The organism is Streptomyces sp. NPDC047880 (genome assembly GCF_040706515.1).
Classification (GTDB): Bacteria; Actinomycetota; Actinomycetes; order Streptomycetales; family Streptomycetaceae; genus Streptomyces.
This window is the reverse complement of the sequence record NZ_JBEZOK010000045.1, coordinates 1-12,262: the sequence shown is the minus strand read 5'-3', so window position 1 is coordinate 12,262 and position 12,262 is coordinate 1. Positions and strand designations below refer to the sequence as shown.

The 12,262-nt window shown below is 68.7% G+C and carries 8 protein-coding genes and 1 pseudogene; 2 read left to right on the top strand and 7 right to left on the bottom strand.

From position 1 onward, the window contains the following. Positions 1-246 precede the first annotated feature (246 nt). Positions 247-1,176 (top strand): ADP-ribosylglycohydrolase family protein, encoded by a 930-nt coding sequence (locus AB0937_RS37870; RefSeq protein WP_366718663.1) that lies wholly within the window; start codon positions 247-249, stop codon positions 1,174-1,176. Positions 1,177-1,223: 47 nt separating this feature from the next. Here AB0937_RS37870 and AB0937_RS37865 read toward each other — a convergent pair. Further along, positions 1,224-1,707, bottom strand: a pseudogene (locus AB0937_RS37865) (hypothetical protein). Positions 1,708-2,373: 666 nt separating this feature from the next. Here AB0937_RS37865 and AB0937_RS37860 point away from each other — a divergent pair. Then, complete coding sequence (locus AB0937_RS37860) at positions 2,374-3,768, top strand: alpha/beta fold hydrolase (protein ID WP_366718661.1); 1,395 nt, start codon at positions 2,374-2,376, stop codon at positions 3,766-3,768. 161 nt (positions 3,769-3,929) lie between these two features. Here AB0937_RS37860 and AB0937_RS37855 read toward each other — a convergent pair whose 3' ends face one another. The 6 genes from AB0937_RS37855 to AB0937_RS37830 form a co-directional block, all read right to left on the bottom strand. Then, positions 3,930-4,133, bottom strand: a complete 204-nt coding sequence (locus AB0937_RS37855; protein ID WP_366718659.1) for a hypothetical protein — start codon at positions 4,131-4,133, stop codon at positions 3,930-3,932. Positions 4,134-4,235: 102 nt separating this feature from the next. Further along, positions 4,236-7,691, bottom strand: coding sequence for a CHAT domain-containing protein (locus AB0937_RS37850; protein ID WP_366718657.1), 3,456 nt, complete (start codon positions 7,689-7,691; stop codon positions 4,236-4,238). Positions 7,692-7,777: 86 nt separating this feature from the next. Next, positions 7,778-9,358 carry a CATRA conflict system CASPASE/TPR repeat-associated protein gene (locus tag AB0937_RS37845; protein WP_366718655.1) on the bottom strand — a complete coding sequence of 527 codons (1,581 nt, stop codon included), beginning with the start codon at positions 9,356-9,358 and terminating at the stop codon, positions 7,778-7,780. Next, positions 9,342-9,704, bottom strand: a complete 363-nt coding sequence (locus AB0937_RS37840; protein WP_366718653.1) for a CATRA system-associated protein — start codon at positions 9,702-9,704, stop codon at positions 9,342-9,344. The genes AB0937_RS37845 and AB0937_RS37840 overlap by 17 nt, the downstream gene beginning before the upstream one ends. A gap of 131 nt (positions 9,705-9,835) precedes the next feature. After that, positions 9,836-10,285: a hypothetical protein gene (locus tag AB0937_RS37835; protein ID WP_366718696.1), complete on the bottom strand. Its 450-nt coding sequence runs from the start codon at positions 10,283-10,285 to the stop codon at positions 9,836-9,838. A gap of 162 nt (positions 10,286-10,447) precedes the next feature. Further along, on the bottom strand, positions 10,448-11,593 hold the full coding sequence (locus AB0937_RS37830) for a serine hydrolase domain-containing protein (RefSeq protein WP_366718651.1): 1,146 nt from the start codon (positions 11,591-11,593) through the stop codon (positions 10,448-10,450). Between the last annotated feature and the right edge of the window lie 669 nt (positions 11,594-12,262).

The following is a 12,262-nucleotide window of genomic DNA, read 5'->3' as shown; positions in this document are numbered from 1 at the left end:
GAAGTGGACGACCGTGGACGCGGTGGCGGAGACGTACCGGCCGGTGAGCGGGCCGGCGCCATGCAGCGGCCGGCCACGACCGTCCCGGACGGCGTTATGTGACCTGTGAAGGTGTCTCAGACCCACGTGTCTCAGGCGGTGCACCTCCGTAGACGAGACGCACTCGACGGCGATGGTCCGGGGAGCCGAGGAAGGCAAGCGGGCCATGCGGCCGTCGGCGCGACGCGACGCGGATAACCTTCACGAATGAAGCGGATTCAGCGAGCGTCTGGCGCGGTCGTCGGCTCAGCGGTGGGCGACGCCTTGGGCGCGCCCTTCGAGTTTGGCCCCCAGGGAGCGTTCTCCGCGCGGTTTCCCGTGCCTGGAGCTGGTGGTGAGATGTGCGGAGGCGGTGGCTGGGACCCCGGCGAGGCCACTGACGACACGCAGATGGCCGTCCTGGTCGCGGAGTCCCTGCTGGAGCGGAGCGGACTGGATCTGCCGGACATCTTCGCCCGCTTCCAGCAGTGGGCGGCATCAGAACCGAAGGACATCGGCTTGCAGACCGAAGACGTCCTGACCAACGGCATGCCCTGGGACCTCGCCGCCGCGATTCATTTCCAGGTCAACCAACGAGCAGCGGGTAACGGCTCTTTGATGCGGGCCTCCACCTCCGCGGTTCACTTCGCACCCGCCGGTCAGGAAGCGACCATAGACGCGGCCCACCGCATCGCCGCCCTCACCCACGGCGACCGCGCGGCCTGGGAGGGCACCGCGATCTTCCACGAACTCATCCGCCTCACGTGCGAGGACACCGACCCCCTCGCAGCGCTCCCGGACATCCTGGCCCTCGTCCACCCCGACCACCGCGGCCGCTACGCCACCGTCCTCGCGCCCGACTGGCACCCCGATCAGGCGACCGAGTTCAACGGTGCCGTCTGGCCCTGTCTTGGCTCCGCCGTCTGGGCCTTGCGCACCACCGCCAGCTTCGAAGACGCGATACGCGCGGCGATCGACCTCGGCGGCGACACGGACACCGTCGCCGCGGTGACCGGAGGCCTCGCGGGGGCGTACTACGGGCTGGATGCAATCCCCGCACGCTGGACCCAGACACTGCACGTTCCCCTCCCAGGATTCGAGGGACGGGTGCTGCACCTGGCAGATCTGCTCCGCCTTGCCCATCGCCTCGGATGCTGAACGGGTGCTGCTCCGCGCTCTCCATGAACTCCGGCCCTCCCCCGCAGTCACCTGACCAGTGGCTCCGCAAGGAGGACGACTCGATCAGCTTCGGCATCGAACCCGAGCACCGGATGACCATGCGCACCCTCCGGATGCATCAGCACCGGCTTACCCAACCGCCGCCCGTTTTCCCGCAAAAGCCGCCAGAACAGATCAAGTCGCTCCTGCCCTGCAACTCGCTCAGATCAACGTCGGAATCGATCTCCTCGTCCGAGTAGAAGCGGAAGATCGCCAGCACATCAGCTCTCAGCCGGACACGCAGGCTCGGACACTCAGTATCCGCTGGTCGAGACAGCGCAGTCTCCGCCCGGGGCAAGTGAAGCACCCTTTCTCCTGCGGAGTACTGGCACTTCCAGCCTCTCTCCACGACGAGATCCAGTACGTCCTGCCTGTTGTGCCCCGAGGCATCAGGGACACTCACGTCCAATAGCAATCCCATCAGGTGCGGATCGAAGAAACGCTCACGTCATCCCACAGCAGATCAGCCACACCGTCATACCGCCCGGCGCCCGACCTCAAGACAGCCCTGTTTTCCCTGATCAAGGGCATAGAAGCCCCCGCAGGAATAGAGGCGCGGCAGTCATTCCGGCGGCGGCATTCGAGGCGTCACGGGTCTTGAGGCGGGCGATGTCCGCCGTCAGGGTGTCCGTCTGCGGGCGGGGCGCGTCTGGTGTCCGGAGCAGCCCGGTGATGATCTTCGCCAGGGGTGAGCGGTAGTAGGTGGCGCGCGAGATACCGGCTTCCGTGCACAGCGTGGAGGACAGACAGAGCGCCGCTGGTGTCTTGGGAGCAGCCGGTCACGATCCACTGCAAGGCGGACACAACAGCCCGGCCGGTGCCCGGTCGCACGGGAATGCCAGCGTGTTCCAGGGCGTGCCGCAGCCGCAATGACGCAGGGTCATTCATGCGTCGGGGCTTCCGGTAACGGTGAGTTCTGCAATGGCGTGCTCGAGGTCGGCGATGTGCGTCGTCAACGCGACACTCTGGAGGCGGGACAGCCCTGCCGGGGCGTCGAGCGGGCGCTGGGCCTGGATGTGCGGTGACTGCGTCCTGCACACCCTGGGCGGTACTGACCGGGCCCGCGCACGGGCCCGTTCGGAGCATGGGAGGGCGCGTCACATGTGCGCGCGGGGTGGAGCGTCGTAGCGTCCCCGCATGACCGCAAGCACACCGCACCAGCCTGCTTCCCTCACCCGCCGCACGGCTCTGACCGGGCTCGCCGCGGGGGCGGGCGCGCTCGCCGTCGGGAGCACCGCTCGTACCGCGGCCGCCGCGTCCACTGCGCCTTCGGCCGCGCCCGATCCGACGCCGGGAGCGATGCAGCTCTTCGCCGATCCCGGCTTCAACTTCGCCGGGTTGCTCGCGCTGGGCGCCGCAGGCATGCGCGCCTCCGAGGTCGGCGAGGTGCTGACCGCGGTCAACGCCATCAACGTGGCAGGGCTCTCCGAGCAGACCTACACCGACACCTTCCGGTCCTGGGGCGACCGGCTCTCCGCTCCCCCGGCCGTGGGCCGGGACGGCCGCGGGACGCCGTCGCAGACCCGCCGTTTCCGCTCGCTGCGCGCGGCCCAGTACTACGCCCAGGCGCTGTTCTACGTCCTGGGCACCGACCAGCCCGGTGACGAGGAGGCGGTCTACGAGGCGGGACGCAGGGCCTGGGACACCTTCGCCCGGCTCTGCACGCCCGCCGCCGTCACCGCCCGGGTCCCGTGGGGCAGGACCCGGCTGCCGCTGTGGTTCTTCCGCCCGGACGGCCCCGCCGAGCGGCGTCCCACCGTCATCCTCACCAACGGCAGTGACGGGCAGAACGTGGACATGTGGACCTACGGCGTGTCCGCAGCCCTCGACCGCGGCTGGAACGCCCTCGTCTACGACGGCCCCGGACAGGGGCAGTTGCTGTTCGTCGAGGAGATCCCTTTCACCACCCGCTGGGAGACGGTGGTCGCCCCGGTCGTCGACTGGCTGCTGCGGCGCGAGGACGTGGACAGCCGGCGGATCGCCCTCACCGGCCTCAGCATGGGCGGCAACCTCGCCCCGCGCGCCGCCGCCTTCGAGCACCGGCTCGCCGCCTGTGTGGCGATGCCCGGATGTCTCAGCCCCTGGCTCGGATTCGACGAGGCGCTGCGTGACATCGTCACACCCGACAAGGAGGAGACCAACCGGGTCTGGAACGAGGACGTCGTCCCGGAGCTGACCCCGCAGGAGGCCTTCACGGTCAAGAAGCGCTTCGAGATCTTCGACCGGAAGGCGCTGCGCCAGGCGCGCCGGGGCAAGGTCCTCACCGACATCTGGACACCGGCGCAGGTGGCCATGGGCCTCGACATCACCGGGATCGTCGGCAGGATCAAGGCCCCGACGCTCGTACTGGACTACGACTTCGAGCAGTTCTACCCGGGCCAGCCGCGGAAGATGTACGACCTGCTGCGCACGCGGCGCGACTACGTGAAACTGACGAAGGCCACCGGGGCACAGTTGCACTGCTCCCCGATGGCCCCTCAGCAGCACTGCGACGTCGTTTTCGACTGGCTCGCCGACGTGCTCCGGCGCTGAGTGCTCGGGCGTGCGCCCCTCAGAAGGTGATGTTCCAGGAGCGGAGGGGGTGCGAGGAGAGGACCATCGTCCAGACGGCCACCACCCGCCCGCCCGAGCTCGATCAGCCCTTCACCGGCCCCCCGGGCTTCAGTCCTTGAAGCGCTGGCCCCATGGCGATCTCATCGCCCACTACCGACCAGACGGTCTTCTACCGACCAGACGGTCTTCTCCTCCTGGAAGGGGACGGGATCGATGCTGCTCTTCTCCTCACGGATGCGATCGACCTCGCCGTCCAGGCGCTCGAAGTCGGCCTCCCCATCGCCGCTGAAGGCGAACTCCTCGAGCAGGCGCTGGAGCCGGAAGGTGACCTGCGCGGCAGTCATCACCCCGGACTGCCGCAAGATCGAAGCGCATCCGGTTGTGCCCTGACCTGGGCTCGCCGGTTCGCTGGGCAACCGCACATGTCCTGGAGTTCGCAGAGTGGGTCACGGCCCGACATGGACATGGGCTGCCCACAAGGACGGCGTATCGACGTACCTGTCGCGTTGCGCGCGCATCGTGTGATGCAACGCGGTGGCGACCTTGTCGTCTTCGATTCTGTCCGTGAGGTCGAGCAGACTCGCGTAGAAGCGGTCAGAGACCCGGGCGGCCAGCCTGTCGTTCACTTCCCAGAGAGTGCCGATCACGTGGCGGAAGCCGGCGAGTTGGAACGCAGAAGTGAGGTGAATCGCCTCATCCACGAGGCGGAGGTCTGCCGTGAGCGCGGTTCGGCACGCCGACAGATAGGCCAGCCGAGCGTGGACCAAGCTGGCCGAGGCGAGATCGGCGACGGACATCGGTGTCGTCCGGTGCCCATGGAGCAGTAGGCCACTGCGGGAAGGGTCCGCGGCATCGCTGACGGCGTGGCAGGCGAAATGTGCGAGGGAGCAGTCGGCCAGGTGAGCGAAGACATTGGCCGCCGTGGCTACTGCGTCGTGTGTGTGCTCCGCGCCGGCACCTGGATCGTCGGTGAGGACGACGTGCTGAGGCAGTCGCCTTTTGAGGTTCTCGACTTCGCTGCGTACGTAGGGCAGCGGGTGAGCTCCGGATGTGTTCGCCATGGCCACGATCAGAGCTTTTCCAGGGGGAGCCGTTGGCGGGGTCGCTCGTCGCGCGTGGCTCAGGGCGCGGATCGTTGGAGTGTAGGAGGAGATGACGCGATCCATGGCGGTGTGGCCGGTCCTTTGCCGGTGACGGCCGGCAGCGTGGATGGGCAGTAGACCGAGCGGGCCTGCGAGGACCCACCAAATGCGCGGCAACGCCGCTCCCTCCGACGGTGGTCCGAGGATCTCCAGCCGTTCGAGGACAGGTGCGGCAGCCGCTTCCCACAGCCATTCCAGGACATCGTGCAGCGCATCCTGCGCACGGTTCAGTTCGTCTTGCCCAAGGCCGGGATCGTGGACGTCAGCAAGCGATGTATGGAACTGGAAGAGCTTTTCGCTGACTTTTTCCACAGTGAGCGAAGGCAGTTCGACGCTGGTGATTCCTTGTGTCCGCACGAGAATGGCGTCGCTGCGGTGCGGGCTTACGTTGAGTACCGCGATGGGACCGTGGTACGCCTCCTGCACGAGTTGTTCTGTCTCGGGCGGGAGATGGAAGGTGTGGAAGCCGTCGAGCCCGCGAATCTCGGCGACGGTTTCGGCGAACTGAGCAGAGAGCCCGTGCCGGTCGAGGAGCACGTGTGTCGGTGCGTTCGTGGCCGGCGCCGTGCTGCCGAAGTGCGTGGGTACCCCGGAGGCGTGCAGCTGGTCGCGCAACTCCGCATAGCGGGCCGCCAGAGCGGGATGTCGCTGCCGCAGGTCCGTCAGGTCGCTGCGGGTGTCGAGAGTCTGACTGAGCAGCACTGTTCTGCCTTGCTCCAGCAGCCCCAGTGCGCGGGCGGCGCCGGCTTGACCATGGGCGGCCAGGGCGAGCGCAGCGGCATCGCCAGCCAGCCCCGAGAGGCTTCTCAGGGCGTGCTGCTGGTCGACACGAGTGAGTCGCCGCGGGACGGCGTCCGGAAGCAGACGCACGGCGTTCTCCAGGAGCCCGGCGGCGTAACGGGTGTCGCCCCGGTCCTGGGCCAGTTTCGCGGCCGCACCCGCTGCGTTGATCCTCCAGGCCGGGGCGCCGACGGTGTTCGACCCGGCGGCGAAAGCCTCTGTCGCCGCGTCCAAGTCCGCGGGGTCCGCGCTTTCCTGGGCACGTATCCGGAGAGCGCGCCCCAGGTTGTACTGGTGAACGACCCGGTAGGGATCGGTTTCGGTTCCGGCCTGCACTGCCGCTCGGGCCGTTTCCACTGCCTCGTCCAGGCTGCCGGACTCCCCTCCGGTGCGCTCGTGCTGGAGGCGGAGGGTGTCGCTGAGGTTGGAAAGGCAGAGCACGTGGAGGGGGTGGCCGGGAGGCGCCGCGCGAAGGGCCTGACGGCAGATGTCGTCCAGCTCCTCCAGATCGGACGGCCGGCTGGTGGGTGTCTCGGCCCGGTGGCCGAGAGCGGCGGCCAGGGCGGAAAGGTGCATGGCCCGGTTGGTATGACCGTCGGGGGTGAGGCCGACGGCCCGCCGGCCGGTCTCGATCGCTTCGTCCAGGTCCGCCGGATCACCGAAGCGCTCGAAGCGCCTCCTCAGAGCCCCGCTCAAATTGGACCAGAACACACTCGCCTGCGGCCCGGCCCCGCTCGGCGGCGTAACACTCCGGACGGCCTCGCGAAGGTGCTCGATCGCTTCGTGGAGGTCGGCCTGGGCGCCGGTGCGTACGAACCGGTCACCGAGCGCTGCCCCCAGGTTGGAGAGACATGCCGCTCGACCGGAGTCCTCACGGGGGATCAGGCTCACCGCCTCGCGCAGCAGGGGAACGGCCTCGTCGAGGAGTTCCTGCCGGCCGGTGATGCCGAACTGGTTCCGCAGGGATGCTCCCAGATTCGTCAGGACAGCTGCCTGGAAGAGGGCGTCCTCGGGGGCGGCCTCCAGCGCGCTACGGCTCACCGCGACGGCCTCGTGGAGATATCCGGGCTCCCCGGTACGTTCGAAGCGTTCCCGCAGGAGCATGCCGAGGTTGCCCAGCAGCCTGGCCCGCGCTGGATCGCCGTTGTCGAGGTGTGCGGGGTGCACTGCCAGCGCATGCGCCTCAATGGCCTCGTTGAGGTTCTCGGTCGTCGCGCTTCTGCGGAACTGTTCCAGCAGGCAGTCCGCTAGGTGGGCCCGGTACATCGGCCGGCCCGGGTCGTCGGGATGCGCAGTCCGTACGGCTTGACGGAAGACGGTGACTGCCTCGCCGAGTGGGTTCCGGCCGTCCGTGTCCTCGTGCCGTGCCTGCATTGCCTCGCCCAGGGCGTGCAGGTATCCCGCCCGGTTGGGATGCTCGGAGGAGACCCGCTGCACGGCTTCCCGGGCGACGGTGATCGCTGCCTCGAGATCGGGCTTGCGTCCCTCCGTTTTGAATCGCAGCAGCAGGGCTTCACTGAGTTTGGCCAGGCTGAAGGCACGGGATGCGCCGACCATGGGGGGCGTGGCCTCCACAATGCGGCCCCACAGGCCCGGAACAGCGGCGCACAAATCGGGGCCCGCTTCTTCCCGCATCTTCTGGAGCATGGCCAGCGCGACGGGGACGGCGGCATGGGCGATCAGAGGCAGCAGGAGCTCGGGCAGCGGTGTGCCGCCCGCCACGAAGCACGGCACAAGGACCTGTACCGCTGCCTCGATTTCCTCGTCGTTCGGGCGGCCCTCGCGCTGCAGTGCCCACGACCTGTACCAGTACAGGGAACCGAGCATGGTTCTCGGGTCACCGACCTCATCGTCCCGCAAGGCTTCTGCGAGTCGGCGGGCATCGGCCAGCGCCTCCGGTTCCAGTACCGCCGACAGGTCGCTCTCCGTCTCGAATCGGCGGACACGCGCGGCAACGGCCGCAGCGGGGTCCTCCCGCATGCTTCTCCCTCCGCACACTCAGCAGAAGAACGTTAGTACCTTGGTGGGCGAACCAGGTTCTCTCAGCCGACTTAGGTCGCCACCGGTCAAATTCGCTCACCTGTGTACAGGCGGCGGTGCATGATGAGGCATCCACAACCGAATGCAGGCACTGTCACAGCAAGCGTCAGCACGACCGGCGAGGCCCTGCCGGTGACTGCGTACATGAGTACGGTGACGGCCAGCCAGCCAGCGGCGGCGCCGACCAAGCCGGCGAACACAGCGCCGGCTCGCCTCCGTCCGCGGCCCTGTCCAGCAGTCTGCGACGGAACAACGAGCCACAGCACCATGCTGCCCAACAGGAGGGCGGCCGCGCCGAGCAGTGCGATGAGGGCGGGAACCGCGGGACGGGGCAGCAGGGGAATTCGGTACTCGAAGGTCTGCGCGGCGGCCAGGACCATCAGCACGGCGCCGAGAAGAGCCGTCTGCATCAGATTCGTCTCGTTCTGCCGCCGCTGGAGGGCGTCGGCCCGGTCCTGGACGATCTCCCGGCGCCGCTGCACGGCATGCTCCGCCTCGGCCGCCACAGCCGCCAGCGCATCTCGTGCGCGTTCCCGGTCCGCTTCCAGGTAGACCAGTTCGTCGGCCAGGTGCTGGACGAATCGGCCGGCCAGAGCGATGTCCTCCGCGAACACGCCGGGCCCATCGGCGGACACCCCGGCATCGTCCCTCAGGGCACGGATATTGGCCTCGGCGATCTGTACGGTGGCGCGCATCTCCCTCAAGCGGGTGATCCGCTGGGTGAGCCCGGCGGAGCCGGCGGTCAGCGCCAGCAGGCGGTTGCGCCACAGAGCCAATTCGTCGCCGCGTGCGTCCGGCTGTGACTCGTCGACCGTCGGGGACCGATCCAGAACCGCCAGCGCGGCGTCCACCATCGCTCCCACGTCGGAGCCCGGATCCCCGTCGTGCGTCGGGCGCACCCTGATCTCATAGCGGAGCTTGGCCGCGTTGGCGAGATACCGGACGAACGCCGGCGGTGCGCTGCCCCCCTGGCTCCAGAGCCAGCGCTCGACTTCCTGCGGCTCGCTCCCCCGGTCGACGGCAACAGCGACGAACCTGCGCAACTGCCGGGTCTCGGAGGTGTCACCCGTCTCCCACACGGTGACCGGCGGGCGTATCACGTCGACACCGGGCCCCAGACGCGGCAGCGGATGGACAGAAGACAGCCCCGACAGGATCGACTCCTCCATCAGCTGGGTGTTCACCGGCGACCCGTCATCCGCGGCACAGTAGGCGACAAGGAGCCGGGCCTCGCCGACGGCCCACTCTCCCGTCGTGCCGACGACTTGCGCCCATCGCCGGTCCCATTCCGCCCACGACGCCTCGGCGGCCGCGGCGGGCGAGAGCGCCACCGACAGGCACAACAGGTCATGGTGTCGTCGCAGGATCGCCTGCGACAAACCGTCGCGGCTGCGCCGCGCCCCCAGTCCTGCAGTCGCAGGCAGACCCGCCAGCTCTTCGGGGAGCACGTCGGGCAGTCCGGTCGCCGCTACGGGAAGCGTCATACCGAGATCCGTCCCGAACGCCTCCCACGCCCCGCGCAGCCGCCGGTACGACACAGCAGCACGCCGTCCGGTCGTGGCGGTGAACAAATGGACGACCAGGGACTGGTCAGTGAAGGTCGTCACCGGTCGGCTCACCCTCCACGCGATCGCCATCCCCGGCTTCGCTGCGCAACGCGTGTACCAGCCGGTTGGCTCGTTCCAGCACGTCGTGCGGTGCCGGCTCGCCCTCCTCACCGAGCGGTGTCCGGATCCTGACGGGCGTCGCAAGCTCCAGCTGTCCCGTCGCCGCGTTCAGAACGTTCGCGTTCCCCGACCCAACCGCACTCTCCATCCGGTCCAGCGCACGCCTCACACGTGCCCACCCCGTCGCCGTCAGCACCAGGCCGGTGATCCCGGCCACCGACTCCGCGGCTTCGTCGTAGTCCTCGGCACTGCTCGCCGCGACAGCCCCTTGTTCCGGCAATCCCATACCTCCAGAGGGTAATTGAGAGGGAGGCGGGCACTGTCGGCTTCCCGAGCGGATGGGTGCCGGAGGATCTGTGGACGTTGTTCCAGCGGGTGGTGACACCGGCGCCGGTCCGTCCTCAGGGTGGAGGCTCTTCAATCGGCGGCCACGCCGGGTATGTGCCTGGCGACCTGGTTGATTGGTCCGATGAGAAGCCAGAGCGCGGCCGCACAGGAGAGTGCACCTGTCCAGGGGGCGTGCAGACCGGACAGCCACGGTACGGCGAGCAGGAACGGCACCGCGTACACCAGCAGGCGTCGCACGGCCCCCCGCGGCGTCCAACACCCCTCGCTGGAGGCCACCAGACCGAAGGCCAAACCACCGATGATCCCGCCCATGAGTCCGGTCATCAGCAGGCTGAACCCAGAAATCCCCCACCGTACCCAGCCGGACCACGCTCCCGCCTCCTCGGGCATCACCGCGCTCACCATCGCAAGCACCAGCCCGGCCAGCGGGACACACAACAGCACCAGGTGCGCCAGCCGCAGTATGTCCCACAGCCAGTCGGGCTCCCCTTGGTCGTCAGGCTCCAGGTCTTGAGGCACCCGAGGGCCGGCCGGGGCAGAGCTTCGGGTAGTAGTCCTCCACCGTGCGGGCGCTGCGGCGGCGCTGCTTGGGCGGGAGGGACGCCGTGTCGACGGGCAGGCCGCGCCGGCGCGCGTTGACCGGTCACATCAGCACCCCGTGTCCCTGCCCGAAACCCTGTGTCAACTACGTGATCGCCCGTCCGGCATGCACAGCGCAGCGTCTGCCGCGCCCTGGAGACGGCGCAGGCTCCGCCCCTCGCCCGCCCAGGTCGTGGTGTAGACGGTGACGGTGCCCCGCCCGCCCGAGGCCCGGCCTCCGGCAACCGAGTCGCCTGGCAGGTCGCCGCCGTGCCCCCAGTATTCACCGCCGCAACTCAGTGGGAAGGAGGCGACGCCGTAGCCGTAGCGGCTGCCCGTCGGATAGGTGTCCCGCCCGCCGACATCGGTGGTGTCCGTGGTCATCAGTCGCACCGCCCAGCCGGGCAGCAGCCGCCCGCCGAACAGCGCGTCCCAGAACGCGTTGAGATCCTTTGGTGTGGAGACGAGGCCGCCCGCCGCGCCGAACTCGTAGCCGGGAAGTTCGGTCACGTCCACCGGCCCCGCCTGCGGACTCACCGGACTGACACCGTAGTTGCGGGCATGCGGTCCGCGCAGCGCGGTCTCTCCTCGTTCCGGCCAGTAGGTGCTGTCCAGCCCCAGCGGGTGCAGGACGGTCTCCTCGACGTACGCGCGGAATCCGATGCCCGTGACCTTGTCGATCACTATGCCGAGCACCAAGTAGTTGGTGTTGGAGTAGCCCCAGTCGGTGCCGGGCTCGAATGCGGGCGGTGCCGCGAGCGCGAGCGCGAGGTAGTCCTCGGACGTGCCAGGCTCTGCGGTCCAGTCCACCAGCGCCGTGTACTCCGGCAGCCCGGTGGTCTGCTTGAGCAACTGCCGTATGGTGACGCGACTCTTAGCGAGCTGGGGCACGTACTGTCCGGCTCGGTCGTCGAGGCCGAGACGGCCGTCCGACACCAGGTGCATCACGGCCGCCGCGGTGAACGACTTGGTATCGCTTGCCAGCCGGAACCGGCCGTCCGCCCCGAGCATCGGGCTCCGGGTATCCAGGTCGGAGACACCCGCGGGCCACGTAGTCCTCCCGTCGTAGGCGAGGGCACCAGGAACGTCGTCCCGGCCGACGAGGAGGTCCAGTTGCCGCTGCACCCGGTCGGTCTTCCGCCGTCCCCCGTCAGACTCTGCCGAGGCGGCCGATGCCGCCGGAACGGCCAGAGTCCCGGCGAGAAGCGTGGTGAGCAGGACCGCTGCGGCGACGCGCTTGCCGTGCATGGTGACACCCCCTGGTCACGGCCGTCGCCCGCCTGACGCAGACACATCGGCCTCTCACCGACGACCCTGCCAGGGATGGCACGGCACATCATTGCGGATGCCCCCCGGACCCAGCGGTCGCAAGCCCCCGTATCCGGGGTGGGGCCAGCCCCAGTCTCCTTCACCAGCGACGGCCTGTGCCCCGCATGCGACTGCTCGACCAGGTCCACCCAAGCGTTCTACCCTCCGAAGTCGCCAAGGACAGTTGCATCCCCGATCTCATCCGCTCCGACGCCGACCGCAACGCGTCCGCGGCGTGTTCGAGCTGATGTCCCGCTTCACCAACGGCCTGGCCCCCAACTGCCAGCCATCGCGAGTGGTAACGCCCCTGCCAGAACAGTGGTACCAGGAGTGCGTGCGCTACAACTGGCGCAACGGGCGACGTTCTCGTCCCCCAAGCCTGGATCGACGAACACGCCAGCCAGCCGTCGTCCACAATTGTCGGTATCCCGGCCGACGTGCCACCGAGTGGAAGGACCGCACGAACTTCTGACCTCCGACACCCCGGACGAGACTTCGGTGTGTTGAAGGTCCGCTAGGCCGTTTCTGATGGCTCTTGGACGGTGTCTCGGAGCCAGATGACGATCGCGGTGACGGTCAGGGTGCCGTTGAAGATGTAGTCGCGTTTGT

Coding starts and splice junctions, on each gene's coding strand:
- AB0937_RS37870 (WP_366718663.1), top strand. CDS start 247: ATGAAGCGGATTCAGCGAGCGTCTGGCGCGGTCGTCGGCTCAGCGGTG.
- AB0937_RS37860 (WP_366718661.1), top strand. CDS start 2,374: ATGACCGCAAGCACACCGCACCAGCCTGCTTCCCTCACCCGCCGCACG.
- AB0937_RS37855 (WP_366718659.1), bottom strand. CDS start 4,133: ATGACTGCCGCGCAGGTCACCTTCCGGCTCCAGCGCCTGCTCGAGGAG.
- AB0937_RS37850 (WP_366718657.1), bottom strand. CDS start 7,691: ATGCGGGAGGACCCCGCTGCGGCCGTTGCCGCGCGTGTCCGCCGATTC.
- AB0937_RS37840 (WP_366718653.1), bottom strand. CDS start 9,704: ATGGGATTGCCGGAACAAGGGGCTGTCGCGGCGAGCAGTGCCGAGGAC.
- AB0937_RS37830 (WP_366718651.1), bottom strand. CDS start 11,593: ATGCACGGCAAGCGCGTCGCCGCAGCGGTCCTGCTCACCACGCTTCTC.